The sequence below is a fragment of the Sphingopyxis sp. Root1497 genome, from assembly GCF_001427085.1.
GTDB lineage: Bacteria > Pseudomonadota > Alphaproteobacteria > Sphingomonadales > Sphingomonadaceae > Sphingopyxis.
The window spans coordinates 1,063,455-1,086,837 of sequence record NZ_LMGF01000003.1; the positions used below are offsets into that span (position 1 = coordinate 1,063,455).

Consider the following 23,383-nt stretch of genomic DNA (forward strand, 5'->3'; position numbering starts at 1 on the left):
ATCGTGCGTGCCAATGTAAGGATGCAAAAGCGGGGGGCAAGCGGATTCAGGCTGGGAGGACCGGTTCAAGCGTGCCTCGATACGCCACGATCAGCCCGGCCAGGGGCAGGCGGATTTCGACATTGAACTCGAACTTGCCGTCGGCGTCGGTCTCGAAGCTCGGCCCGCCGGGCATCAGGAAACGCGGCATCGGCACGCCGAGCAGCGACCAGCGGCGCGGCACGAGCCGCATCCGGTCGCCGTCGACGACGAGCGCCATCGCAAAGGCGGCAGGGCCGAAGCGTTCGACGAGCAGAAAGGCATTTTTCCCGCTTCCCGCATATTGCAGCGAGGTAAAGCGCCGTCCGCCGAAGTCGCGCGTCCAGCGCTCACCCTTGGCTTCGGGGGTGAAAGTCACGGTCACCGGCACCGCGTCCGCTGCCTTGGGAAAGCCGATGATCGCGGCGGCGAGCCGCGCGAGCGGACTTTTGCCGCGGCGGACTTCGGCCACGCCGCGCCATCGGCGCGCGGCCTCGCTCGCATGGAGTTCGCGGACGCGGGGCGGCAAGGCGTCGAACGCCGAGCCGAGGATGCGACGATAGAAGGGCGCGTCGGGTTCGTCGGCGCGAAAGCCGGTGTGGATCGAGCGCGGTGCGAACAGCGCCTCGAAATCGGCGAGGTCGAGCGCGTCGATCGACGAGCGTGCGCCCGGCTCGGGGCGTATCCCGGCCAGCAGCTTGCGGACGATCGCCTCGATCGCCATCGACGGAATGTAGGGGCCGTCGTCGCCCTCCGCGAGCAGGTGCCAGCTGCGTTCGACCGGCACGCCGTCCGCTTGCCCGCGGGCGCGGATGAACATGCCGCCGCGATGTTCGCCAAACTTCATCCGGTTGAGGACCCAATAGAAAAGCCGCGACAAGGGTTCGAGCGAGGGCAGGCGCAGCGTCGAACGCGCTTTCGCGAGCAGGTTCAATATGCGGTGCAGGATTTCGGGCACCGGCCCCGCGCCCATCCAGATGTCGGTCAGCGCCGGATAAGCGGGGGGGAGGACTTGGAGGTCGGGGACGTCGACGAGCGAGAAATGGATATTGCGCAGCGGCAGGCGGCCGGGGACGGCGACGGTGAAGCGCAGGCTTTCGGCGAGGCCGGTGCCGTGTCCGTCCTTGCCAGCGCGCCGCAGCTTCACCGGTGCGCCGGCGTAACCCACCACCGCGCGCATGACGTTGAGCCCGATCCCGGCGTAAGGCGACGGGGCGATGCCGCCGTCGACGGTGCGGATCTCCATCGTTTTCGCCATGTCGCGCAGCACCGCGGCGGTGAGCGCGGGAAAGCTGCTGACCCCCGACAGGACGAACACCCCTGCGGCCTTCGCCGCCGCGTCGAAGCGGCTCACTCCGAAAACGAAATCGGCGCCGTCGGCGAAATCGAGATAGTCGACCCCGGCGGCGATGCAGGCTTCGATCACGCGATAGCCGTCGGCGCCATAATCCTGGAACGGCCCCGAGGCGTCGACGACGAGATCGGGCTGCTGCACGGTGAGGGCGTCCGCAATGTCGCGGCGGTCGAGCTGGAGCGGGATGACGCGCGCCTGCCCACGATAGGCCGCACAAAAACCCTCGGCGCGCTGGCGGTCGCGCCCGGCGATCAGCAGGTCGAGATCGGCGCAATCGGCGAGCAATTCGGCGAGGCGTCCGCCGAAGACGCCATAGCCGCCGAGGATCAGGATTTTCATGGGACGTCTTTCACAGGATGCGGGCGCGATGCTCGGGCGGGGCAACCCAGCAGGTTTCGCGTTTGCCGAACAGGCGGTACCGATTGCGGGCGACCCAGCGATAGACGGGATCGCGGAGCGCTGCCGGGATCAGCCGGAAGAGACCCATTAGCCGCCAGGGCAGGCCGAGCGCTTCATAGATTGAGAGTACCGCGTCGCTGTCGCGGCGCACATGATCGCCCGCGACCACCAGCATGCTCACCGGGTCAGCGGGGTCGAGGCCGTGCGCGCGGGCGAGCGCGGCGCCTTTTTCCCCCTGGATCGACGCCAGCCGGAAATGCCCCGCCCTGTCGTGGCGCAGCACGAACTGCGCATTGGCCGAGCAAAGGACGCATTCGGCGTCGAACAGGATGACCGGGCCATCAGCCATCGCGGAACAATCCGTGCTGGTTAACCAGTTCGCCGAGCAGCGCGTGCGTCACCTTGAGGTCGAAAGCAAAGCGCCCGCTGCCGAGATGCTGGTGCGTGACCATCGTCTCGCCGGGCGTGACCCAGCGGGGGAGGCGCAGCCGCAGCTGTCCCAGCTGCCAGAAATAATGGTCGGAGGTGAAGATCAGCGCATCGGCCTCGGCGCGCACGGTCAGCGCCATGCCGAAACCGCGCCCGATATGCTCCTCCAGCCCCGTCGGCCCGGCGAAGCTCTTGGCGCTGTGGATCACCTGCGGGTGGCCCGCCTTTCGGCCGTAGAGTCGCGTCCAATATTGCCCGCCGCTGCGGCGGTCCTCGCTCACCGCGACCGCCGCCGGGGCGGGGCCGCTGGCGGCGAGGGGGAGCGGCGCGCCGATCAGGCGGCAGACCTGCGCGAGCAGCCAGCCGGCGCCAGAGAGGTGCGTCCAGACGATCTCGCCGCTATAGGCCGCGACAGTCTGGCCGGTGAGGCGCTTGGAGAAGCGGCGGCGGACGTCGCCTGGCAGCGCGTCCCAGTCGGCGCGGGGGACGAGGCGGCGGAAGCTATAGTCGTAGAGCGCGTCGTCGTCGCGTACCGACGGGGCGGGGGCCGTTTCGATCCGTTCGCGCTGCGCACCGCCCCACATCGTCCGTCTCCTACTTGGCCTCTTTGCCCATGCCGGGCCGCCAATTGATCAGCTTGGTCACGCCGGCGCCCAGCTTGATCAGCCGCATCAGCGCCGGCTTCGGCACCGCCAGCATCTCGTCGTGCCAGCGCGACATCGTCGTCACGAAATCGAGCATGTCGGAAAGCCGCGCCTTCGCGCCGTCGCTCAGGCCGGGGTCGTTTGCCGCGCGCGCGACGCAGGCTTTCAGCGCCGCCTCGGCCGGATCGACCTCGCGCGCCTTGCGCCCGGCAGCGATGCGCGTCACCATTTCCCAGATGTCGGTTTCGGCGGCGAAATGATCGCGCCGGTCGCCGAGCACCGGCACGCGGCTGATCAGCCGCCAGCCGAGCAGCTCCTTGATCGAATTGGAGACGTTCGAGCGTGCGAGACCCAGCAGGTCGGCGATCTCCTCGGCGTGCAGCGGCCGGTCGCTGACGAAGAGCAGCGCGTGGATCTGCGCGACCGACCGGTTGACCCCCCATTGCCCGCCGAGATTGCCCCAATGGAGGATGAACTCGGTCGCCGCGGGGGACAGTTTCGACTCATGTTCGATTATTTCTGTCATGACAGAAATAATAGTCGAAACAGGAACGATGTCAATATTGCCGTGAGGGCGGGAACGCGGCTAGACGGGGTGCGGGGTCGCTCCGGAAGGTGGAGCTTTTATGCGGACAGGGATGGCGGCGGCTTTGCTGGTGGCGGGAACGGTTGGCGCGGCGGCGCCGAACGCGATGGCGATGCAGGTAGAGAGCGCGGCGGGCGAAGCCGAGATCGAGGCGATCGGGCAGATGGTCTCCGATGCGTTCGACCTCGACTATAGCACGCAAAAGGACGCGATCCGCGACGCCTTTATCCAGATCGAGGCGCGCGCCAAGGCATCGGCGGTGCGCTTTGCCTCGGACCCCGAGACGAGCCTGAAGCTGCGCGAATTGCAGGCCATTGGCGCCTTTTATGCCGCGCAGCACAATGATCCCGACTATGGCGATGTCGCGGGTCAGCAACAGGAAATCGCCTGGCTCGACGAGACCGTGCGGCTGCTCGGCCCGGCGCTCGCGGCGCGCGGCGGCGATGGCGATCATTATGAATTTCGCGGCGCCGCCGGACAGTTGTTCGACCATGGGCTGCGTTTCGACGATCCGCGGCTCGCCGAATGGTCGGCGATGCGGGTGCAGGCGAACCGCTACCGCGTGAAGGCGATCCCCGACGACTGGTTCGAAAAAGTGCTGCTCGCCGAGGCGCTTTACGACCATGGCTGGATGACCAGGGACCAGGCGCTGATCGACGAAGCCAATCGGATCGCCGCGAGCCTGCCCGTGGACGAATTGCGCGGTTCGCTGCGGCGCAAGCGCGACGCGGTCGCGGCGGGCGAGGCGCCCTATTGAAGGCCAGGCGATCGATCGCCCGGCGCGTGGGTTGCGGCGGCGGCCCGCGCGGCCTATCATGATCGCCTGATTTCGAAGGAAGAGTAAGCCGCCATGGATTTCCCGGCCAAGCCATCGCCCCAAAGCCTTGCCTTGCAGGATGAAGTCCATGCCCGCCACGATCACCCTCTCGAATCTTCACTACACCACCCCTGACGCCCAGCCGCTGTTCACCGGCCTCGACCTCGGCTTCGCCGCCGAGCGGACGGGGCTCGTCGGGCGCAACGGCGTCGGCAAGACGACGCTGCTGCGCCTGATTGCGGGCGAGATCGAGCCGCGAGCAGGCGGCGTGCGTGTCGCAGGCACGCTCGCGATGCTCCACCAGACCGTCCAGCCGCAACCCGGCGCGCGGATCGCCGATCTGTTCGGGGTGACCGACGCGCTGGCGCTGCTCGCACGTGCCGAGGCGGGCACCGCGACGGCCGACGAACTCGCCGACGCCGACTGGACGCTCGAAAGCCGGATCGAAGTAGCGCTCGCCCGCGTCGGACTCGCCGCGACGCCCGATACCGCGCTAGCCCGCCTGTCGGGCGGCCAGCGCACCCGCGCCGCGCTCGCCGCCGCGATCCTCGCCGAACCCGATTTCCTGCTGCTCGACGAACCGACCAACAATCTCGACCGCGACGGGCGGCAGGCGGTGATCGACTTGGTCGCCGATTGGCGCGGCGGGATGATCGTCGTCAGCCACGACCGCGAACTGCTCGAGGAAATGGACGCGACCGTCGAACTCACGTCGCTCGGTGCGGCGCGCTACGGCGGCAACTGGAGCGCCTATCGTGCGCGCAAGGCCGCAGAGCTCGCGCAGGCCGAGCAGGGCCTCGCCGACGCCGAGCGCCGATCGGTCGAGGTCGCGCGCGAGGTGCAGGCGGCGAGCGAGCGCAAGGCGCGCAAGGACAAGGGCGGGCGCAAGAAAGCCGCGAAGGGCGACATGCCGCGCATCCTGCTCGGCGCGATGAAGGACCGCGCCGAGGGCAGCGGCGGTGCGGGTGCAAGGCTGGCGGCCCGCAAGCGCGACGAAGCCGGCGACGCGCTGGCCGCTGCGCGAAGCCGCGTCGAGGTGCTTCAGCCGTTCACCGTCGCCATCGCGCCCAGCGGCCTCGCGGCGAACCGCCTTGTCGTCGACGTCGCGGATGCCACTACGGGCTATGCGTCCGGCGAACCGGTGATCGAAACCCTGTCCTTCACCATGGTCGGCCCCGAACGCGTCGCGATCACCGGCCCCAATGGCTCGGGCAAGACGACGCTGCTCGCGCTGCTCACCGGCCAGTTACAGCCATGGGCGGGGCGGGTGCGGGTGATTGCCGAGCATGCGATGCTCGATCAGACGGTGTCGCTGCTCGACCCGGCACAATCGATCCGCGACAATTTTCGCCGCCTGCATCCGGAAACCGACGAAAACGCCTGCCGCGCCGCGCTCGCGCGATTCCGCTTTCGTGCCGATGCGGCGCTACAGGTCGTCGGCACGCTGAGCGGCGGCCAGATGCTGCGCGCCGGGCTGGCTTGCACGCTCGGCGCGCCGCAGCCGCCGCAACTGCTGATCCTCGACGAGCCGACCAACCATCTCGATATCGACTCGCTCGAAGCGGTCGAGGCGGGGCTCGCAGCCTATGACGGCGCGCTGCTCGTGGTCAGCCACGACGCGCCATTCCTGGACGCGATCGGGGTGACGCGGCGGGTGGAGTTGCCCGACCCGTCATTGCGAGGAGCGTAGCGACGAAGCAATCTCCAGCTATCGTCAGTCGATACCGATGGCTGGAGATTGCTTCGCTGCGCTCGCAATGACGGCGTGGTCGCATTGCATTGCCCATGAAAAAGGGCGGCGATCCTTTCGGACGCCGCCCTTGATTTCGTTTTGCCGGAAGCGCGCCTTATGCGGCTTCCGCCTCGTCGTCATACTGATCGACGGGGCCCGAATCCTGGCCCTTGGCATCGACGTCGCGGTCGACGAATTCGATGATCGCCATCGACGCTGCGTCCGAGGCGCGGATACCGGCCTTGATGACGCGGGTGTAGCCACCGGCGCGGTCGGCGTAGCGGGTCGCGATGACGTCGAACAGCTTCTTGAGCTGCGTCTCGTCGAGCAGGCGGCTCTGCGCGAGACGGCGATTGGCAAGGCCGCCGCGCTTGGCGAGCGTGACCAGCTTTTCGACGTAGGGACGCAGTTCCTTCGCCTTGGCGACGGTCGTCATGATCTGCTCATGCTTGATCAGCGAGGCCGACATGTTGCGGAACATCGCGGTGCGGTGCGCGCTGGTGCGCTGCAGTTTGCGGCCGCCGGTTTTATGAATCATGATGTTATCCTTCGTTCGTTAAAGGCCCGTGTGAGGTAGCCCAGACCAGGTCGATTGCGGGCCGACCCTTTCCCGTTGTTGGCCCCGGCCGAAGCCGGGGCGCAAGATCAGCCGAGAAGTTCCTGTTCGAGCTTCTTGGCCATTTCCTCGATATTCTCGGGCGGCCAGCCGGGGATGTCCATGCCGAGGCGCAGGCCCATCGACGACAGCACTTCCTTGATTTCGTTCAAGGACTTGCGGCCGAAGTTCGGCGTGCGGAGCATTTCGGCTTCGGTCTTCTGAACCAGATCACCGATATAGATGATGTTGTCGTTCTTCAGGCAGTTGGCCGAACGGACCGACAGTTCGAGTTCGTCGACCTTCTTGAGCAGGAAGCGGTTGAGCTGGTTGACGTCCGACTCGTCGGCGGTGGTCGGCGACGCCGCCATGCCGATCATGCCGCTGTCGTTCATCGCTTCTTCGAAGTGGACGAAGACCTGCAACTGGTCCTGAAGGATGCGCGCGGCGTAAGCGACGGCATCTTCCGGGGTCACCGTGCCGTCGGTATCGACGGTCAGCGACAGCTTGTCATAGTCCAGTTCCTGACCGATGCGGGCATTGTCGACCTTATAGGCGACCTGGCGCACGGGCGAGAAGAGCGAGTCGACCGGGATCAGGCCGATCGGCGCGTCGACCGGACGGTTGGCGGTCGCGGGGACATAGCCCTTGCCGGTGTCGGCAACGAGTTCCATGTTCAGCGTCGCACCCTCGTCGAGGTGGCAGATGACATGGTTCGGGTTCATCACCTTGATGTCGCCCGACACCATGATGTCGCCGGCCTTCACGGTCGCGGGACCGGTGGCCGAAAGCTGCAGCCGCTTCGGGCCTTCGCCTTCCATCTTCAGCGCGATCTGCTTCACGTTGAGGACGATGTCGGTGACATCTTCGCGCACGCCGGCCAGGCTCGAGAATTCGTGGAGCACGTTCTCGATCTTGATCGACGTGATGGCCGCACCCTGGAGCGACGAGAGCAGCACGCGGCGCAGCGCGTTGCCGAGCGTCAGACCGAAGCCGCGCTCAAGCGGCTCGGCGACGAAGGTCGCCTTGCGCTTGCCGTCGCTGCCGGCCTTGATTTCCAGGTTGCTGGGCTTCTTCAATTCCTGCCAGTTCCGGATATTGACAGTCATGGTCTTCCCTTTGCTTTTGGCGGGACAGGGCGGGGGCGGAAACCGACCGGTCCGGCGTTAGGAGATAGCGGATGCCGCCCCGGACGGGGCGGATCCGAAGCAGGTATCAGACGCGACGGCGCTTGGCCGGGCGGACACCATTGTGCGGGATCGGGGTCACATCGCGGATCGAGGTGATGTGGAAACCGACCGCCTGCAGCGCGCGCAGCGCCGATTCGCGACCGGCGCCCGGACCCTTGACTTCGACTTCCAGCGTGCGGACGCCATGTTCGGCGGCCTTCTTGCCGGCGTCTTCGGCGCAGACCTGCGCCGCGTAAGGGGTCGACTTGCGGCTTCCCTTGAAGCCCATCATGCCGGCGCTCGACCAGGCAATCGCATTGCCCTGTGCGTCGGTGATGGTGATCATCGTGTTGTTGAAGGTCGCGTTGACGTGGGCGACGCCCGACGAGATGTTTTTGCGTTCGCGCCGACGAAGGCGCTGCGGTTCACGAGCCATGATGAAATCCTAATCCTAAATCCTGAAGCTGGCCGCAGGTCGTGGCGACCTCCGGCGGAAAGTAAGGAAGCGCGCCCGCAAGGACGCGCTCGAAACCTTACTTCTTCTTGCCGGCGATCGGCTTCGCCTTGCCCTTGCGGGTGCGCGCGTTGGTGTGCGTTCGCTGGCCGCGGACCGGCAGGCCCTTGCGATGACGCAGGCCGCGGTAGCAGGCGAGATCCATCAGGCGCTTGATGTTCATCGCCGTGTTGCGGCGAAGGTCACCCTCGACCGTGTGGTCGGCGTCCAGCGTTTCGCGGATCTGCAGGATCTCGGCGTCGCTGAGGTCCTGAACGCGACGCGTGTGGTCGATGCCCAGCTTGGTGGCGATGTCGACGGCGGTCTTGCGACCGATGCCGTGGATGTAGGTGAGCGCGATGATCACGCGCTTGTTGGTGGGCAAATTGACGCCCGCGATACGTGCCATGGGGTACTTTCTCCTGCTCCACAGGGCCGTAGGCAACCGGCCCCATCTCAAAGCGTCTGATTTCCAACGCAAAAAACGGACCACGAATGCGCGAGCGCGCTTCGCCGTCCGGTCAGGCTGTCGGAATGGAGGCGCAGTTAAGGTGAGTCGCCCGAATTGTCAAGCGAACTGCGGCAAAACGCACCACTGCGGCGGGTGGTCAGGCGGAGGTTGTAAGCGCCACCGCCCGGTCGTGCAAGCGATCGACGACGGCCCGGTGGATTCCGGGGGCGCAGGCGATGACCCCGAAGGCCTGCGCGCGCGGGGTGTTGAACCGCAACGGCGCGCCGAACGCGTCGGTGACCGCGGCTCCCGCCTCGGTCGCGATCAGCGCCGCGGCGGCGACGTCCCATTCGAAACCCCAGCGCAGCGTCGCGACCAGATCGGCGCGGTCGTCGGCGACGAGCGCCATGCGCAGCGCGATGCTGTTGGGCTTGGTGACGATGACAAGGTCGTTGTCGACGCGCGGCAGGGCATCGGCGGGGACGCGCGATCCCGCAAACTCGCAGCGCTGGCTCGCGTGCAGCGTCTCGCCGTTGAGCAGCGCGCCCTGGCCGCGCTGCGCGACCCACAGCTCGTCGAGCGCGGGAGCATAGAGCACGCCGAATTCGGGGGCGCCGTCGACGACGAGCGCCACGGATACGGCCCAGCCCGGGCGGCCGCGGATGAAGTCGCGGGTGCCGTCGATCGGATCGACGCACCACATCGCGCGGCACGACAGGCGGTCGGTGTTGTCGGCGGTCTCTTCGGACAGCCAGCCCGCCTCGGGCACCATTGCGCCGAGCACCGCCTTCAGCCGCGCATCGACCGCGAGGTCGACGTCGCTGACCGGGTTGTTCGGTGACTTGTACTGGACATCGACGACCTTGCCCTCGCCGCGCCAGCGCGCCATCGCCATGTCGCCGACCTCGCGGGTCGCCGCGATCACGGCTTCAAGGTTGCGGTGCGGCACGGCGGTCTAGCTCGACGCGACGGTCATGCCGTCGATGCGCAGCGTCGGGACATTGGTGCCGTGGCGGAACTCCAGATCGTCGGCGGGGACCAGCGCGGCGAACATGGCGATCAAATTGCCCGCGACGGTGAATTCGGCGATCGGTTCGGCAAGCTGGCCACCCCGGATCGCGAAACCCGATGCGCCACGGCTGTAGTCGCCGGTGACCGGGTTGACGCCCTGGCCGATCAGCTCGGTGACATAGACGCCCTCGATCACGTCGGCCATCAGCGCCGCCGGCGACACGGTGCCCGCCGCGAGGTGGACGTTGCTGACGCTGACCCCCGACGCGCCGCCGCCGCGGCTCGCATGGCCGGTGGGGGCGAGGCCGAGCTGCTTCGCCGACGCATTGTCGAGCAGCCAGCCGGTCAGGCGTCCGTCCGAAATCAGGTCGCGCGCGCTCGTCGGCAGGCCTTCGCCGTCGAAGGCGCGGCTGCGCAGCCCGCGCGGCCGGTGCGGCTCGTCGCGAATGACGATGGCGCTGTCGAACAATTGCGCCTCTTCCTTGCCGAGCAGGAAGCTGGTGCCGCGCGCGATCGACGGGCCGCCGATCGCGCCGAGCAGATGGCCGACCATGCTGCTGCCGACGCGCGGGTCGAACAGGACCGGGACCTTGCCGACCGGCGCCTTGCCGGGGTTCAGCCGCGCGACCGCACGGGTGCCGGCGCGGGTGCCGATCGCGCCGCTGGTTTCGAGGTCGGCCAGATAATGGGCGCTGTGCCAGCCATAGTCGCGCTGCATGCTCGCGCCTTCGCCGGCGATCACGCTCGCCGACAGGCTGTGCCCGCTCGCGCCATAGCCGCCGGCAAAGCCGTGGCTGGTCGCGAGCGCGAGGCGGGTGCGGCTGTGGCTCGCGCTGCCGCCTTCGCTGTTGGTGACGCCGGCGACCGCGCGCGCGGCCTCCTCGACGCTTCGCGCCGCTTCGCGCAGCGCCTGCGGGTCGGCTTCGCTGGCGTCGTCGAGATCGAGGTCGGGGATGGCGCCCCTGAACAGCAGGACCTCGGGGGCGAGGCCGGCATATTGGTCTTCGGGGGCCTCGCGCGCCATCGCGACGCAGCGGTCGACCAGCTTCGCCAGTTCGCCCGCGTCCATGTCGGCGGTCGACACGCTCGCGCTGCGCTGTCCGACGAAGACGCGCAGGCTGATGTCCTGCCCTTCGGACCGCTCGACATCCTCGAGCGCGCCGAGGCGCATCGAGACCGAGGTCGCGGCGTTGCAATAATAGAGCGCGTCGGCGGCGTCGGCGCCGGCCTTGGAGGCGGCGTCGCACAGCATCTGCGCGCGGTCGAGGGCTTCGGCTACGGTCAGCATGGCCGCGCCTTAGGGCGCGCGCGCGAAGCCGTCAAAATCTTATCGGTGAACGGCCGCCTCAGCCGCCGATGACCGCCAGGCCGGTCGTCGCCGCCATCGCGCCGCTAACCCACAGGAAGGGCAGGGCGAGCGCGGCGACCCACAGGCGCAGCAGGTCGCGGCGGAAGCGGGCGTGCAGGCCCCAACTCGCCAGCGCCTGGCGGCTGAGATGATACCAGCGCCGTTCTGTGATGCGCGCGACGGGCACCGCGATGGCGAGCAGCAGGATCAGCGCGACGACGGTCAGTCCCGAAGGGGCCCCTGCGGCGATCGCGCTCGACACGAGCCAGATCTGCAACGCAGCGAAGACGAGGAGGGCGAAGGCGGCATGAAAGGTCATCCGGCGGCCCAGGCTTCGGGCCGGAGGCACGGCACGAGGCGAGCGCCTCCACAGGCGCGGTCCGAATGTTGATGCCATTTTTTTCAGCCCCCTTAGGCCGGCGATTCCCAGAAACCCGACGATTTCAACCAATAATGACCGAGTCAAGACAGTCTGGCCCCGATTCGTTAATTTCATCCTCGATTCGGCCCAATTTGCGAACGATTCTGCGTCGAACGGCGAATTCGCCGCCAATCTGGCAACGAAAGCGGCTCAAATGAGGCTGGAGGCGGCTTGCGCGGCGCGACTCGCCGTCGGTCGAAGCCTTGCATCCATCGCCGCCCCTGATAGCGTCCATGGTCTGTCCATCCGGACCATAGACGAACAGGGGAATCATCGATGCGTTACCTCGCCTTCCTGGCTGCCCTCAGCTTGCCTCTCGCACCCGCGCTCGCGCAGGAAGCGGCCAAGACCGCTGCACCCGTCGCGCCCAAGCCCGCGGCGCTCATCGCCGATGGCATGCCCGACGTGCCCGCCGAACTCGCGTCGGCGACGCGCCCCTACATGGAAAATCGCGGCGCCAGCTTCGTCGGCTGGAATCCGGTCGACAAATCGATGCTGATCGCGACGCGTTTCGGCAACACCAGCCAGATCCATCGCGTCGCCGCCCCGATGGGCGACCGCAAGCAGCTGACGTTCGAGGAGGAGCCGGTCGGCAATGCGGCCTGGTCGCCCAAAACCGGCGACCTGATGCTGGTGCAAAAGGATATCGGGGGTAACGAATTCTACCAGATCTATGCGATGAAGAACGGCCGGCTCGAATTGCTCACCGACGGCAAGAGCCGCAACGGCATCAATGCGTGGAGCAACGACGGCACGCTCGTCGCTTACACCTCGACGCTGCGCAACGGCCGCGACAGCGACATCTACCTCATGGATCCGCGCGATCCGAAATCGGCGCGCATGGTCGCCCAGGTCGACGGCGGCGGCTGGGCGCTGCTCGACTTTGCGCCCGACAAGAGCTGGGCGCTCGTCGGCAAATACAGCTCGGTGCAGAAGTCGGACTTCTTCCGCCTCGACCTCAAGAGCGGGGCGATGACCCCGATCGGCGATCACAGCAAGACGGTGTCGCACAATGGCGGCACCTTTGCTCCCGACGGCACGATCTGGATCACCAGCGACGAGGGCGCCGAGTTCGAACGGCTCGGCACGCTCGACCCCGCGACGGGCAAGTTCACCCCGAAGGGGCCGGCGGAGAAATGGGAGGTCAGCGGCTTCGACATCGCCGAGGACGGCAGCTTCATCGCCTATACGGTGAACGAGGCGGGCATGTCGAAACTGCGCCTGCTCGACCCGAAAAGCGGCGCGGTGCGCACCGTCGACAGCCTGCCCGCCGGCATCATCGGCGGGGTCGAGATCGCGCCGTGGGGCGAGATCGGGATCAGCTTTACCTCGGCGCGCAGCGCGGCGGACGCGTTCAGCGTCGATCCAAAGACGCTGAAGGTCACCCGCTGGACCGAAAGCGAGACCGGCGGCCTCGACGTGACGAAGAATATCGAACCCGAACTGGTCAAGGTGAAGAGCTTCGACGGGCTCGAGGTGTCGGGTTTCCTCTATCGTCCCGACCCGGCCAAATTCCCCGGCAAGCGCCCTCTGATCATGAGCGTCCATGGCGGACCCGAAGGCCAGTCGCGCCCGGGCTTTATGGGACGGTCGAACTATCTGCTCAACGAAATGGGCATCGCGCTCTTCTATCCCAACGTCCGCGGCTCGACCGGTTACGGCAAGACCTTCGTCAGCCTCGACAACGGCCCGTTCAAGCGCGAGGACAGCGTCAAGGACATGGGCGCCTTCCTCGATGCGCTGGCAAAGGACGGGACGCTCGACGCGTCGCGCTTCGGGCTGACCGGGGGCAGCTATGGCGGCTATATGTGCTATGCCGCCGCGACCCACTATGCCGACAAGCTGCGCGCGAACCTGTGCGTCGTCGCGATCTCGAACTTCGTCACCTTCCTCGAAAACACCCAGGATTATCGCCGCGACCTGCGCCGCGTCGAATATGGCGACGAGCGCGTGCCCGAACAGCGCGCCAAGCTGATCGAAATCTCGCCGCTCACCCGCGTCGCCGATATCAAGAAGCCGCTGTTCATCGTCACCGGCGCCAACGACCCGCGCGTGCCGGCGTCGGAGGCCGACCAGATCGTCGCGGCGGTGCGCAAGAAAGGCGGCACCGCTTGGCACCTCGTCGGCACCAACGAAGGCCATGGCTTCGCGAAGAAGGAAAACGCCGACTATAATTTTTGGGCGTCACTCGTCTTCTGGAAACAGTATCTGCTGAACTGACGCCGGTGCGGGCTCACCAGGCGATGGTGAGCCCGCCGGTCTTGTAGCGATCCGACAATTGGTCGATCGCCTTTTGGGCCGGGATAACGCGCCATTCCATGCCGGCGAGGTCCGCGGGAAGGGCGCCGGCGTTGACGAAGCGCACCCGCATCTGGGCCTCGTAGCCCGAATTCTGCTGATAGCTGCCGACATACATGCCCGACACGTTGGTCGTGCGCGAGATCGACAGGCGGCTGAGCAGGATCATGCTGTCATACCCCTCGCGGCGCGCGGTCTGCGCCGCGCCGAGCATCGCCAGTTCTTCCACGGCGGCGATCGGCGCGAGATTGTGGGTATAGCGGATGGTCCAGATGTCGCTTTTGCCCTCCTGATTGCGCGACAATCCCGAGTCGCTGAGGAAATAGCCGTCGCCGGCGGGCTTGAGCGTCGGAACGATCTTGGATGTTTCGGGCCGGGGCAGCAGTGCCATCAGCTCGGCCGCCGGAAAGTCGAGAGCCTTGACGCGCTCGGCGTCGAAATTACTCCGCAGCCTTGCTCGAACCGCGTGGAGTTCGGCCTTTTCGGCCGCATTTTCGGTGGGAAGATTCGCCAATATATCGGCAACGATCGGCAGTTTATCCAACCCCTTGGCAATGAATTCGGCGTGAGTTTCGTCGCTGGGACGCGTGGCGATCTTGGGCCGCAGGTCGATCGCGGCCTCCCAGAGTCCGATTTCGCTTTTGGCCCGGCGCGCATAGGGCAGCCGGCGGGCGTGATCTTCGACATCCTGCTTCTTCGGCGGCTTGCCGTCGGCGCGCGGCGGTGGCGGCGCCATCGCTTCGTCGAGGTCGGCCTTCGCCTCCGCGAGCGCAGTCTTGGCCCAGGCGGTATTGCCGGCGGCGGCCTCCGCATAGGCGCGCGCGCCCTGCACCGTCGCGCGCTGTTCGATCTCTTCGAGTTCGTTCTGCTCGCCGCCCCGCAGCGTCCAGCCACCCCGCTGTTTGGGCAGGTCGAAACTGATCGTCGGTGCGATCGCGCGCGCCGCCTCCAGGTCGCCGTCGAGGAATAGCATCCAGAAAAGCGCGCGGCCGCTTTCGGGCGACAGCGGAATGGCATCCTTCATCTCCGCGGCCTGTGCGGCGAAACTTTTGTCGAGGTGCATGTGCAGCCGCGTCGCGAGCTGGCGGATCGACTGCGACCAGGGGCGGCCCGCGCGCATCTCCGCGATGGCGGCCAGTGCCTCGTCGCGCCGGCCGAGCGCGATCAGCGCATAGGCCCGGACGCCGCGGTTGCCGACACCGATGCTCTGCAGGAAATAGCCGTCCTTGTGCGCGGCGCCGAGCGCATCGCTGGCGCCGGTCAGCGCGATGGCGCGCTCGGCTTGGCCTGCCCAGACGGCATGGACCGCTTGCGCCTGCAACAGGTTGGCGCGGCGCAGCCAGAAGGCATCGATCAGGCGCGCGTCGTGCAGCGCGCGCTCGCAGGCGGCGAGGCCTCGCTCTCCAAAGGTGTAAATGTCCTTGCGGCGAATGTCGGCGGATCGCGAGGCCGCGCCGAACATGAAGGTCTCGCGCGCGATTCCGTCGGATTTTCCGCGCGGGGCATTATAGCCGTCGCAAGTCGAAAAATCCTGCTCGCTCGCGGCCGCGACGCTTGCCGTCGGCGTGACGGGTGGTGCGGGCGGGGCCTCACCCCGCGCCGAAGCCGTCGTTTCGTCCGCCTGTGCGGCAATCGCCGGCGCGGCCAAGCCCATCGCGGCCGGCAGCAGCGCCATCATTCCGATCTTCATATATCGCCCCTGTTCCCCTGTCGGAGAATCGCTAACCCAGTGTCGCTTCGCGATCAACCAGCCAGTCGGGGCGTCGCGGTCAGTTCCGCGGCGGCACCGGCAATTCAGTCGCGTCGGGTTCGGCCTGCTCGCGCTGCGGTGCGGTGCCGTTCGCCTGGGCTTCCAGGTCGGCGGCCGCCTTCTGGCGTTCGGCCATCGCGCGTTCCTCGGCGACCACCGCGGCTTCGACTTCGTCCGATGCCGCGTCGATGCCGGCGATGCGCTTGGCGCGTTCGTCGGCGATCATCGCCTGCCAGTCGGTCTTGTCGGCCGCCTGCCGTTCGGCCTTGGCGCCCGCGACGAGCGCCTGAGTACAGCCGGTGAAGCCGCCAAGGCCGACCGGCGAGCAGCTGTCGGTGCCGAAGCGGCCGACGCGCTCCATTGCGGTCACCCGGTTGAGCCAGGCCTGGTTGCGCGGATCGAGCGGGTCGCCGCCGCGGAACAGCTGCGGCACGCGATAGCGGTCGCCTTCGGGCAGGCGGTTACACACCACGATTTCGTCGCTGCTCGACGGCTCGCACTTGTCGTTGCCGTAAACGATGACCTGGTTGATCTTTTCGGCGCTCGACGTGTCGGCATCCTGCGCGGCGGCGGGGAGCGCGAACAGGCTGCCGGCAAGGAGCAGCGCGGCGAGGGGGAGGCGGGTCATCGGATCATCCTTCGTCATTTCGTGCGGAATGGCACCGCGTGCCTGCATCCGTCATGAACGGGCAGGCGGTTTCTGTATCAGATACGCTTCGACAGCGCGATGGCTGCGCGGCATCCGGCGCGGATCGCGAAGCTGAGCAGCGGATAGCCGGGCGCGCTTTCGGCGCCCGCGGCGAGTGCCGCTTCCTTATGCTCCAGCTCCTCGGCGCGGAAATCGGCGACCGCGGCGCTGAGTTCGGGGTCGCTGTCGCCGAGTTCGTCGAGCTGGTCGCGATAATGGCGGTCGATCTCGGTCTCGACCGCGGCGGTGCACGCCATCGCGGCGCGCGGCCCCATCGCGGCGGTCACCGCGCCGAGCGCGAAACCCGCGACCTTCCACACGGGCTGCAGCGCGGTCGGGCGGACGCCGCGCCGCGCGACCATGGAGTCGAAGAATTTGCGGTGGCGCTCTTCCTGTTCGGCCATATGCGCGATTTCGCGCGCCATCGGGTGGCGGTCGCCCATCACCGCGAGCTGGCCGGCATAGATGCGCGTCGCGCCATATTCGCCCGCCTGGTCGACGCGGATCATCGACGCGTTGCGCCCGTCGTCGTTGGCGCCGTCCTTTTTCGTGTCGCTCATGCGACCGATGTGGGCCGCCGGCGCAGCAGGGTCAAGACGAAGGCGGCGGCGGCGAGCGAGAAGATGGCGTTGAATCCCGCGAGCGAGATCGGTCCCAGCGTCCATTGCGGCACGTCGCAGCGGACGATCGGCGCCGCCATGATGCTGTCGAGCGTCACCGGCCCGCTGCCGGTCGAACTGCAAGTCGTCAGCCCCTGCCACCAGCCATATTCGACCCCGGCGTGGAAGATGCCGATCGCGCCGCTGATCGCGATTGCGATGGCGGCGAGCAGGGTCAGCGCCCGCATCGCGCCGTCGTTCCTGCGCAGCAGCAGCGCGAGCAGCGCCAGCACGATCGCCGCCTGGTGCGGCCAGCGCTGCCAGTAACACATCTCGCACGGGTGCAGGCCAAAGCCATATTGCGACACCAATGCGCCGCCATAGAGGAGCAGCGGCGCGGCGAGCGCCACCAGCGGCGCGGCGATACGCGAGTTCAGCATCTAACCTACCTATAGTGACGGAGAGAAGACTATCAGTTGCGGCGGACCGCCTTGGCGGGCGCCTTGGCCGGCGCGCTGCCCTGTGCCATGCGCGCCGCGGGGTTGATCCGGCCGATCGTCTGCAGCGCATAATTCATCTGGAAATCCTCGATGCCCTTGGCCTTCAACTCTTCGGCGGTCGCGGTGAAGCGCGGATCGTCCTTCTCGTCCTTTTCGAGCAGGCTATTGTCGACCTTCTTCTCGTTGATCAGGTGACGCCGCAGGTCGCTTTCGCGGAAGCGCGGACGGTCCTTGTAATCGGGGTCCGACAGCTGCGGCACGCGGATGTCGGGATCGATCCCGCCTTCCTGCACGCTGCGGCCCGACGGCGTATAATAGCGCGCCGTGGTCAGGCGCAGCGCAGTCGTGTCGGTCAGCGGCAGCACCGTCTGCACCGATCCCTTGCCGAAGCTGCGCTCGCCCATGATGACCGCGCGGTGCTGGTCCTGCAGCGCCCCTGCGACGATTTCGGAGGCCGAGGCCGATCCGGCGTCGATCAGCACGATCACCGGCGCACCGCCCGCGAGGTCGCCGGGTTCGGCGAAATAGCGTTCGATATCGCCCTTGCGGCGGCCGCGCTGCGAGACGATTTCGCCGCGTTCGAGGAACAGGTCGCTGATCCCGACGGCTTCGTCGAGCAGCCCGCCGGGGTTCGAACGGAGGTCGAGGACCCAGCCGCGCGGCTTTTTACCGAGCGATTTTTCGACCGCCATCATCGCGGCCTTGAGGTCGGTGGTCGCGTCGGCGGAGAAGCTGCTCACGGTCAGCACGCCGACGTCGCCCTTCACTTCCCATTTCACCGGCTTCAGGTCGATGATTTCGCGGGTCAGCGACAATTCGATCGGCTTGTCCTGGCCCTCGCGCACGACGGTGATGTCGATCTTGGTGCCCGGCTTGCCGCGCATCTGGTCGACCGCTTCGTCGAGCGTCAGCCCGAAGATCAGTTCCTTGTTGATATGGGTGATATAGTCGCCGGCCTTGATCCCGGCCTTGGCCGCCGGGGTGTCGGCGGTCGGCGCGATCACCTTCACGACGCCGTCTTCCATCGTCACCGACAGGCCCAGCCCGCCATATTCGCCGTCGGTCTGGGTGCGCAGGTTCGAAAAGCCGCGCGCGTCGAGATAGCCCGAATGCGGGTCGAGGCTGGCGAGCATGCCGTTGATCGCGCCTTCGATCAGTTTCGAATCGTCGACCGGTTCGACATAGTTCGACCGCACTTCGAGGAAGACGTCCATGAAGCGCGAAATCTCATTGGTCGTCGCGGTGTCGACGGTCGCCATCGCCCCGGTCGCCAGCGGCACCAGCGCGAGCGTACTCAGCGCGGCGGCGCCCTGCCACAGCGCGAAACGGCGCTTGGGGGAGGCGATGGTCTTGGTCGGTTCGGTCATGATCGTCTTTCACCTTGGCGGACGGTCCGCCCTATAATCCCCGGCCCGCCATATTCCTACGCATTGGACGGGGCGTCAAGCGCAGCATCCCATTATGGACCGGCATCCGAACGGTGGGTTAACAGGGGGCGATCAACCGAGCATCCGGGCGATATCGACCGGGCGCCCGGCGCGGCGCAGTTCGACGGTGATATGCGCGTCGCGCGCGCCGGCGCGGCCGATCGGCGCCCCGGCATCGAGGGTGTCGCCGACGCTCGCCGACAGCCCGATCATCCCGGTGAGCAGCGAGGTCCAGCCGCCGCCATGATCGATGATGACGATCTTGCCATAGCCGCGATAGTCGCCGGCGAAGCTGACCCGTCCCGGTGCCGGGGCGACGACCTGGCCGCCCGGGCGCGCGACGATGGTGATGCCGCGCGACCTGACCCCGCTGTCGTCGACCTCGCCGAGTCCCGCGACGATCCGCCCGACAACGGGCAGGCGATAGGCGCCCTGCGCAAGGTCGGCTTCCCGCGTGGATGGAGCCGCGGTGGCGGGGTTGCCGCTCGCCGGATCATTCGGGCGCTGGACCGGACCCGAAAGCTGGGCCAGCTCGGCGCGCACCCCGCTGTCGACCTCGAGCGTGTCCATCAGGTCGACGATGTCGCGCGCTTTCTCGCCGAGCCCGAGCGCGCGGTCGGCTTCGAGCCGCGCGCTGCTCATCAGGTCGCGCGAGCGCAGCCGCCCTTCATTTTCCAGCCGCGTCAGTTCGTCGCGCCGCGTCGCCAGCTGCTTCTTGCTCGCGGCGAGCGCCGCGAGCGCGACCGACTGTTGCGCGCGGGTTTCGCGGAGCTGGGCAAGCTCGCGGCGCACCCCGGCGGTGCGCCGCTCGATCACCGGCATCACCGCGTCGAGCACCGCGCGGGCGTGGACCATGTCGGTCAGCGACCCCGGCTGCGCGAGCACGGTCACCGGCGGCTGGCGCGACAGTTGCTGGAGCGAGGCGGTGAGTTCGAGCAGCGGCTGCTGCTGCTCGGCGAGCCGCGCCTGCTGTTCCGCCAGCCGCCGCCCGACCAGCGCGACGCGTGCCTCGCCGGCGCTGATGTCGGCCTCGGCCGACTGGATGCGCGCGGCGAGTGCGGCGCTGCGTTTCTTCAGCCGGTCGGCGGCGTCGGTCGCCGCCGCCGCCTGCACTTCGAGCGCCGCGCTGCGCGCCAGCGCCGCCGCCGACTGTTCCTTGGCGGCGATCAGCTGCTGGCGTTCGCGCGCGGCGATGGCGGTGGGATCGAAGGCGTCGCTCTGCGCCAGCGCCAGGGCCCCGCCGGCGAGCGCGAGGGCGATTGCGGGCAAGGCAAAGGCGAACCTCATTGCTGGCCTTCGCGGTGATAGGGGTGGCCGGCAATGATGCTCGTCGCGCGCCACAATTGCTCGGCAAGCATCGCGCGCGCCATCAGGTGCGGCCAGGTCGCGCGGCCGAAGGCGATCGCCTTATCGGCGTCCTTGCGTTCGTCCGGAGTGAAGCCGTCGGCGGCGCCGAGGCAGAAACGCGCCTCGCGCACCCCGTCATCGCGCCAGCGTTCGAGCAGTTTGGCCAGGTCGAGCGAGGTGATCTGCTCGCCCGTCTCGTCGAGCAGGATCGTGCGACTGCCGGGCGCTGCGGCAGGAACTTTCCCCCCGGTATCGGGCAATTCGGTGATCTTCTGTGGCCAGGTCACGCGCTTCATATAACGGCCGACAATGTCGGCCTCGGGGGACCGCCCGATACGTCCCCGCGCGATGATGTGCAGCAGCATGACGCCCCGCCTAGCCTCCGGCGGGCAGGGACGTCAATTTACGGCGGTGACCGGCGGCGCGTCGCCGAACGACCACATGCGCTCGAGGTTATAGAAGCTGCGCACTTCGGGGCGGAACAGGTGGACGATGACATCGCCGGCATCGATCAGCACCCAATCGGCGTTGGGCAGGCCCTCGACGCGGACGAGGCGGCCCGCTTCCTGCTTGATCCGCTGCGCCAGCTTGTCGGCGATCGCCGAGACATGGCGCGTCGACCGGCCGCTCGCGATCACCATATGGTCGGCGATGCTGCTCTTGCCGGCAAGCGGGATGGAAATGGTTTCCTGGGCCTGATCCTCGTCCAGCTGGTGGAGGATCAGCGCGTGGAGGGCTTCCACGCTGTCATTCGGTGCGGCGCCGGGCGCGGCATCCTTACTGGCGGCTATCAAGCTTATTCATTCCTTTTCGTCCGTGGCCAGCCGCGAATGCGTCAGCGGGTCGCGCATCACGCGGCCAGCATAGCGTTCGAACCAGCGGGGGTTGGCCTGCCGTATTGCAGTTGCGGATCGCACATCGGGCGAAAATCGCAGGAACACGAGGGCAGGCGGTCTCCAGTCCGTCCAGTGACTTTTCTGGTCCGCGGGCCGGACGAAGCGCCGAAGCCAACCCATCGCCTTTGCAGCATGGGTGCGGCCATTATAGCCCGGACGCGCGATAACCGCAATCGGCATGAGTCGCGCGATCCCCCGCCAGTCGCGCCATTGGGGCAATTGAGCCAGATTGTCGGCGCCCATGATCCAGATGAACTGCCGATTGGGATAGCGGCGGACCAGTTTCTTCAGCGTATCGACGGTGTAGCGCGTGCCGAGTTCGGCCTCGATCGCGGTGGCGCGAATCGGCGACCGCCGCGCCGCGCGCCGGGCGGAGGCAAGGCGCGCCGGCAGCGGCGCCATGCCCTTGGCGGGCTTGAGCGGATTGCCGGGGGAGACGAGCCACCAGAGTTCGTCGAGGTCCAGCGCGTCGATCGCATTGCGGCTGATCGCGCGATGCCCGCCGTGCGCTGGGTTGAAGCTGCCGCCGAGGAGGCCGGTGGGGATCACAGGAGGCTCTGCCAGTCGCTGCGGTTGTGGACGAAGCGCACAACAGTGATCCCGTGTCTATCGACTTCGTACAGCAGCAAGAAGGGATGGTCGGCGACAGGCCATTTCCGGATTCGCGATCCCAAGATCGCCGGGCCGGCTTGGGGGTGCTGAACTAGGAGGCTGGTTGCGGCAAGGACCGCTTCCAGCATAGGCGTGCTTGAGCCGATACCTTCGGCGTCCAGAAAATCGGCGGTCCGAAAAAGTTCTTCGTGGGCGGTTTTCGCCCATTGCAGCTGCATCAGGCCGCCTTGCGCCCTGCGATCCGGGCCTCGATTTCCGCGACCACCTGCTCGTGTGGGACGACGCGGCCCGCCGCAATGTCATCCAGTCCGACCTGAATGAAATCGACGAACTCCAATTCCTTGGTCGCGGCGCTTTCAAGAAGGCGGCCGATCACCCAAGCGCGGCTGCGCTCGTTAAACGCGGCGATCCGATCCAGCTTGGCAAGAAGATCGGCGTCGATACGGGCGGAGATGACAGCGTGCTTGGTCATGTAGACCATGTATCATTTGTATACAAATGATTCAAGGACGCGTCTGACCGCTCCCGCGCACCAGCCACTTGTATGTAGTCAGCCCCTCCAGCGCGACGGGACCGCGCGCGTGGAGCCGCCCCGTCGCGATGCCGATCTCCGCCCCCAGCCCGAATTCGCCGCCGTCGGCGAATTGCGTCGAGGCGTTGTGCATGACGATCGCGCTGTCGACTTCGGCGAGGAAGCGTTCGGCGACGGCTTCATCCTCGGTGACGATCGCGTCGGTGTGCTTGCTCGAATGCGCGTCGATATGTGCGAGCGCGCCGGCGAGGCCGTCGACCATCGCGACCGAGACGATCGCGTCGAGATATTCGCAGTCCCAGTCGTTCGCGCTGGCGGGCCCGACATGCGGGCTCAGCGCCGCGACCTCCCTGTCGCCGCGCACTTCGCAGCCTGCCGCGACCAGCGCATCGACGATGGCGAGCGGCGCGGGAAAGGCGCGGTCGATCAGGATCGTCTCGGTCGCGCCGCAGACGCCGGTGCGGCGCATCTTGGCGTTGACGGCAAGCGCCACCGCCTTGGCGGGGTCGGCGCGGCCGTCCAGATAGAGGTGGTTGATCCCGTCGAGATGCGCGAGCACGGGCACGCGCGCCTCGTCCTGCACCCGCGCGACCAGGCTCTTGCCGCCGCGCGGGATGATGATGTCGACCAGCCCCTGCGCGCGCAGCAGCGCACCGACGGCGGCGCGGTCCTGCACCGGCACCAGTTGCACCGCATCGACGGGCAGGCCGCTTTCGGCGAGCCCCGCGGCGAGCGCGGCGTGGATCGCACGATTGCTGTTCACCGCCTCGCTGCCGCCGCGCAGGATCACGGCATTGCCCGACATCAGCCCCAGTGCCGCCGCGTCGGCGGTGACGTTCGGCCGGCTTTCATAGATGATGCCGACGACGCCGAGCGGGACGCGCACGCGGCTGAGCGCCATGCCATTGGGGCGGACGGCGCGGTCGATTTCCATGCCGACCGGATCGGGGAGCGCGGCGACCGCCTCGACCGCCTCGGCGATACCGCCAAGCCGCGCATCGTCGAGCCGCAGCCGGTCGAGCATCGCCGCCGACAGCCCCGCCGCCTTGGCCGCCGCCATGTCGCGCCGGTTCGCGTCGAGAATCGCGTCGGCGCGCAGGCGCAGCTGGCCCGCCGCGGCCCGCAGGCCCGCGGCCTTTTCCGCGGTCGGCACCACGGCCAGCCGCTTGGCCGCGATGCGCGCGCGCGCGCCCATGTCGGCGATCAGTGCATCGGGGTCGGGAACGGGGGACAGGGTATGGGCTTTGGCGGTCATGCGCGCGCCCTA

At 67.6% G+C, this 23,383-nt stretch carries 26 protein-coding genes and 1 pseudogene; 4 read left to right on the top strand and 23 right to left on the bottom strand.

The annotated features are described in order from the left end of the window. Nucleotides 1-46: 46 nt before the first annotated feature. Genes ASD67_RS08510 through ASD67_RS08525 form a run of 4 tightly spaced genes read right to left on the bottom strand, consistent with a single transcriptional unit; the run spans nt 47 to nt 3,370 of the window. On the bottom strand, nt 47-1,711 hold the full coding sequence (locus ASD67_RS08510; protein ID WP_056345938.1) for an SDR family oxidoreductase: 1,665 nt from the start codon (nt 1,709-1,711) through the stop codon (nt 47-49). 10 nt (nt 1,712-1,721) lie between these two features. Next, on the bottom strand, nt 1,722-2,120 hold the full coding sequence (locus ASD67_RS08515) for a thiol-disulfide oxidoreductase DCC family protein (protein WP_056345942.1): 399 nt from the start codon (nt 2,118-2,120) through the stop codon (nt 1,722-1,724). Then, the gene (locus ASD67_RS08520; RefSeq protein ID WP_082544918.1) at nt 2,113-2,784 is read right to left on the bottom strand and encodes a DUF4166 domain-containing protein; all 672 of its coding nucleotides are present in this window, start codon (nt 2,782-2,784) and stop codon (nt 2,113-2,115) included. The genes ASD67_RS08515 and ASD67_RS08520 overlap by 8 nt, the downstream gene beginning before the upstream one ends. 10 nt (nt 2,785-2,794) lie before the next feature. Continuing rightward, nucleotides 2,795-3,370 (bottom strand): GbsR/MarR family transcriptional regulator, encoded by a 576-nt coding sequence (locus ASD67_RS08525; RefSeq protein WP_056345943.1) that lies wholly within the window; start codon nt 3,368-3,370, stop codon nt 2,795-2,797. A gap of 100 nt (nt 3,371-3,470) precedes the next feature. Here ASD67_RS08525 and ASD67_RS08530 point away from each other — a divergent pair, with 100 nt between their 5' ends. The 3 genes and pseudogenes from ASD67_RS08530 (at nt 3,471) to ASD67_RS24000 (ending at nt 5,937) form a co-directional block, all read left to right on the top strand. Continuing rightward, the gene (locus ASD67_RS08530; RefSeq protein WP_156377618.1) at nt 3,471-4,187 is read left to right on the top strand and encodes a hypothetical protein; all 717 of its coding nucleotides are present in this window, start codon (nt 3,471-3,473) and stop codon (nt 4,185-4,187) included. Between the two features lie 244 nt (nt 4,188-4,431). Further along, nucleotides 4,432-4,776, top strand: a pseudogene (locus ASD67_RS23995) (ATP-binding cassette domain-containing protein); the annotation flags it as partial. A 120-nt stretch (nt 4,777-4,896) separates the two neighbouring features. Next, complete coding sequence (locus ASD67_RS24000) at nt 4,897-5,937, top strand: ATP-binding cassette domain-containing protein (RefSeq protein WP_443028030.1); 1,041 nt, start codon at nt 4,897-4,899, stop codon at nt 5,935-5,937. A 157-nt stretch (nt 5,938-6,094) separates the two neighbouring features. Here the strand turns inward: ASD67_RS24000 and rplQ are convergent, their stop codons facing one another. From rplQ to ASD67_RS08570, 7 genes are all read right to left on the bottom strand, one after another. After that, nucleotides 6,095-6,517 carry a 50S ribosomal protein L17 gene (rplQ, locus tag ASD67_RS08540; protein ID WP_056345950.1) on the bottom strand — a complete coding sequence of 141 codons (423 nt, stop codon included), beginning with the start codon at nt 6,515-6,517 and terminating at the stop codon, nt 6,095-6,097. A gap of 107 nt (nt 6,518-6,624) precedes the next feature. Continuing rightward, on the bottom strand, nt 6,625-7,683 hold the full coding sequence (locus tag ASD67_RS08545; protein WP_056345952.1) for a DNA-directed RNA polymerase subunit alpha: 1,059 nt from the start codon (nt 7,681-7,683) through the stop codon (nt 6,625-6,627). Between the two features lie 106 nt (nt 7,684-7,789). Then, nucleotides 7,790-8,179 (bottom strand): 30S ribosomal protein S11, encoded by a 390-nt coding sequence (gene rpsK, locus ASD67_RS08550; protein ID WP_003040416.1) that lies wholly within the window; start codon nt 8,177-8,179, stop codon nt 7,790-7,792. Between the two features lie 97 nt (nt 8,180-8,276). Continuing rightward, the gene (gene rpsM, locus ASD67_RS08555; protein ID WP_056345954.1) at nt 8,277-8,645 is read right to left on the bottom strand and encodes a 30S ribosomal protein S13; all 369 of its coding nucleotides are present in this window, start codon (nt 8,643-8,645) and stop codon (nt 8,277-8,279) included. A 199-nt stretch (nt 8,646-8,844) separates the two neighbouring features. Continuing rightward, entirely contained in the window at nt 8,845-9,636 is a 792-nt protein-coding gene (locus ASD67_RS08560; RefSeq protein WP_056345956.1) for an inositol monophosphatase family protein, read from the bottom strand. Between the two features lie 6 nt (nt 9,637-9,642). Next, the gene (locus ASD67_RS08565; protein ID WP_056345958.1) at nt 9,643-10,986 is read right to left on the bottom strand and encodes a TldD/PmbA family protein; all 1,344 of its coding nucleotides are present in this window, start codon (nt 10,984-10,986) and stop codon (nt 9,643-9,645) included. A gap of 58 nt (nt 10,987-11,044) precedes the next feature. Further along, a complete protein-coding gene (locus ASD67_RS08570; RefSeq protein WP_235535609.1) occupies nt 11,045-11,365 on the bottom strand; it encodes a hypothetical protein in 321 nt (106 codons plus the stop codon). A gap of 378 nt (nt 11,366-11,743) precedes the next feature. Between ASD67_RS08570 and ASD67_RS08575 the strand changes: the two genes are divergently transcribed. Next, a complete protein-coding gene (locus tag ASD67_RS08575) occupies nt 11,744-13,687 on the top strand; it encodes a S9 family peptidase (RefSeq protein WP_056345962.1) in 1,944 nt (647 codons plus the stop codon). 13 nt (nt 13,688-13,700) lie between these two features. On the opposite strand, the gene ASD67_RS08580 is transcribed toward ASD67_RS08575, so the two are convergent. The 12 genes from ASD67_RS08580 to ASD67_RS08635 form a co-directional block, all read right to left on the bottom strand. Then, nucleotides 13,701-15,455 (bottom strand): hypothetical protein, encoded by a 1,755-nt coding sequence (locus ASD67_RS08580; protein ID WP_056345964.1) that lies wholly within the window; start codon nt 15,453-15,455, stop codon nt 13,701-13,703. 79 nt (nt 15,456-15,534) lie between these two features. Beyond that, nucleotides 15,535-16,143, bottom strand: coding sequence for a hypothetical protein (locus ASD67_RS08585; protein ID WP_056347201.1), 609 nt, complete (start codon nt 16,141-16,143; stop codon nt 15,535-15,537). 77 nt (nt 16,144-16,220) lie between these two features. Then, on the bottom strand, nt 16,221-16,763 hold the full coding sequence (locus ASD67_RS08590) for a demethoxyubiquinone hydroxylase family protein (protein WP_056345966.1): 543 nt from the start codon (nt 16,761-16,763) through the stop codon (nt 16,221-16,223). Next, the gene (locus ASD67_RS08595; protein WP_056345968.1) at nt 16,760-17,242 is read right to left on the bottom strand and encodes a disulfide bond formation protein B; all 483 of its coding nucleotides are present in this window, start codon (nt 17,240-17,242) and stop codon (nt 16,760-16,762) included. The genes ASD67_RS08590 and ASD67_RS08595 overlap by 4 nt, the downstream gene beginning before the upstream one ends. Nucleotides 17,243-17,274: 32 nt before the next feature. Beyond that, a complete protein-coding gene (locus tag ASD67_RS08600) occupies nt 17,275-18,669 on the bottom strand; it encodes a S41 family peptidase (protein ID WP_056345971.1) in 1,395 nt (464 codons plus the stop codon). Between the two features lie 132 nt (nt 18,670-18,801). After that, on the bottom strand, nt 18,802-20,016 hold the full coding sequence (locus ASD67_RS08605; RefSeq protein ID WP_056345974.1) for a murein hydrolase activator EnvC family protein: 1,215 nt from the start codon (nt 20,014-20,016) through the stop codon (nt 18,802-18,804). Then, nucleotides 20,013-20,441 carry a 23S rRNA (pseudouridine(1915)-N(3))-methyltransferase RlmH gene (locus ASD67_RS08610; protein ID WP_056345975.1) on the bottom strand — a complete coding sequence of 143 codons (429 nt, stop codon included), beginning with the start codon at nt 20,439-20,441 and terminating at the stop codon, nt 20,013-20,015. Before ASD67_RS08610 ends, ASD67_RS08605 begins: the two co-directional genes overlap by 4 nt. Before the next feature lie 33 nt (nt 20,442-20,474). Continuing rightward, nucleotides 20,475-20,870: a ribosome silencing factor gene (rsfS, locus tag ASD67_RS08615; protein WP_179102119.1), complete on the bottom strand. Its 396-nt coding sequence runs from the start codon at nt 20,868-20,870 to the stop codon at nt 20,475-20,477. 6 nt (nt 20,871-20,876) lie between these two features. Next, nucleotides 20,877-21,521: a nicotinate-nucleotide adenylyltransferase gene (locus ASD67_RS08620; protein ID WP_056345979.1), complete on the bottom strand. Its 645-nt coding sequence runs from the start codon at nt 21,519-21,521 to the stop codon at nt 20,877-20,879. Continuing rightward, nucleotides 21,518-21,802 carry a type II toxin-antitoxin system RelE/ParE family toxin gene (locus ASD67_RS08625; RefSeq protein WP_056345981.1) on the bottom strand — a complete coding sequence of 95 codons (285 nt, stop codon included), beginning with the start codon at nt 21,800-21,802 and terminating at the stop codon, nt 21,518-21,520. The genes ASD67_RS08620 and ASD67_RS08625 overlap by 4 nt, the downstream gene beginning before the upstream one ends. Further along, nucleotides 21,802-22,056 carry a CopG family ribbon-helix-helix protein gene (locus ASD67_RS08630; RefSeq protein ID WP_162248559.1) on the bottom strand — a complete coding sequence of 85 codons (255 nt, stop codon included), beginning with the start codon at nt 22,054-22,056 and terminating at the stop codon, nt 21,802-21,804. The genes ASD67_RS08625 and ASD67_RS08630 overlap by 1 nt, the downstream gene beginning before the upstream one ends. 31 nt (nt 22,057-22,087) lie before the next feature. Further along, nucleotides 22,088-23,371: a glutamate-5-semialdehyde dehydrogenase gene (locus ASD67_RS08635; protein WP_056345986.1), complete on the bottom strand. Its 1,284-nt coding sequence runs from the start codon at nt 23,369-23,371 to the stop codon at nt 22,088-22,090. Nucleotides 23,372-23,383 lie beyond the last annotated feature (12 nt).

What these genes read in the sequence shown, in the direction of transcription:
- ASD67_RS08510 (WP_056345938.1), bottom strand. Translation starts at nt 1,711, where the DNA reads ATGAAAATCCTGATCCTCGGCGGCTATGGCGTCTTCGGCGGACGCCTC.
- ASD67_RS08515 (WP_056345942.1), bottom strand. Translation starts at nt 2,120, where the DNA reads ATGGCTGATGGCCCGGTCATCCTGTTCGACGCCGAATGCGTCCTTTGC.
- ASD67_RS08520 (WP_082544918.1), bottom strand. Translation starts at nt 2,784, where the DNA reads ATGTGGGGCGGTGCGCAGCGCGAACGGATCGAAACGGCCCCCGCCCCG.
- ASD67_RS08525 (WP_056345943.1), bottom strand. Translation starts at nt 3,370, where the DNA reads ATGACAGAAATAATCGAACATGAGTCGAAACTGTCCCCCGCGGCGACC.
- ASD67_RS08530 (WP_156377618.1), top strand. Translation starts at nt 3,471, where the DNA reads ATGCGGACAGGGATGGCGGCGGCTTTGCTGGTGGCGGGAACGGTTGGC.
- ASD67_RS24000 (WP_443028030.1), top strand. Translation starts at nt 4,897, where the DNA reads ATGATCGTCGTCAGCCACGACCGCGAACTGCTCGAGGAAATGGACGCG.
- rplQ (WP_056345950.1), bottom strand. Translation starts at nt 6,517, where the DNA reads ATGATTCATAAAACCGGCGGCCGCAAACTGCAGCGCACCAGCGCGCAC.
- ASD67_RS08545 (WP_056345952.1), bottom strand. Translation starts at nt 7,683, where the DNA reads ATGACTGTCAATATCCGGAACTGGCAGGAATTGAAGAAGCCCAGCAAC.
- rpsK (WP_003040416.1), bottom strand. Translation starts at nt 8,179, where the DNA reads ATGGCTCGTGAACCGCAGCGCCTTCGTCGGCGCGAACGCAAAAACATC.
- rpsM (WP_056345954.1), bottom strand. Translation starts at nt 8,645, where the DNA reads ATGGCACGTATCGCGGGCGTCAATTTGCCCACCAACAAGCGCGTGATC.
- ASD67_RS08565 (WP_056345958.1), bottom strand. Translation starts at nt 10,986, where the DNA reads ATGCTGACCGTAGCCGAAGCCCTCGACCGCGCGCAGATGCTGTGCGAC.
- ASD67_RS08570 (WP_235535609.1), bottom strand. Translation starts at nt 11,365, where the DNA reads ATGACCTTTCATGCCGCCTTCGCCCTCCTCGTCTTCGCTGCGTTGCAG.
- ASD67_RS08575 (WP_056345962.1), top strand. Translation starts at nt 11,744, where the DNA reads ATGCGTTACCTCGCCTTCCTGGCTGCCCTCAGCTTGCCTCTCGCACCC.
- ASD67_RS08580 (WP_056345964.1), bottom strand. Translation starts at nt 15,455, where the DNA reads ATGAAGATCGGAATGATGGCGCTGCTGCCGGCCGCGATGGGCTTGGCC.
- ASD67_RS08585 (WP_056347201.1), bottom strand. Translation starts at nt 16,143, where the DNA reads ATGACCCGCCTCCCCCTCGCCGCGCTGCTCCTTGCCGGCAGCCTGTTC.
- ASD67_RS08590 (WP_056345966.1), bottom strand. Translation starts at nt 16,763, where the DNA reads ATGAGCGACACGAAAAAGGACGGCGCCAACGACGACGGGCGCAACGCG.
- ASD67_RS08595 (WP_056345968.1), bottom strand. Translation starts at nt 17,242, where the DNA reads ATGCTGAACTCGCGTATCGCCGCGCCGCTGGTGGCGCTCGCCGCGCCG.
- ASD67_RS08600 (WP_056345971.1), bottom strand. Translation starts at nt 18,669, where the DNA reads ATGACCGAACCGACCAAGACCATCGCCTCCCCCAAGCGCCGTTTCGCG.
- ASD67_RS08605 (WP_056345974.1), bottom strand. Translation starts at nt 20,016, where the DNA reads ATGAGGTTCGCCTTTGCCTTGCCCGCAATCGCCCTCGCGCTCGCCGGC.
- ASD67_RS08610 (WP_056345975.1), bottom strand. Translation starts at nt 20,441, where the DNA reads ATGCTGCTGCACATCATCGCGCGGGGACGTATCGGGCGGTCCCCCGAG.
- ASD67_RS08625 (WP_056345981.1), bottom strand. Translation starts at nt 21,802, where the DNA reads ATGCAGCTGCAATGGGCGAAAACCGCCCACGAAGAACTTTTTCGGACC.
- ASD67_RS08630 (WP_162248559.1), bottom strand. Translation starts at nt 22,056, where the DNA reads ATGACCAAGCACGCTGTCATCTCCGCCCGTATCGACGCCGATCTTCTT.
- ASD67_RS08635 (WP_056345986.1), bottom strand. Translation starts at nt 23,371, where the DNA reads ATGACCGCCAAAGCCCATACCCTGTCCCCCGTTCCCGACCCCGATGCA.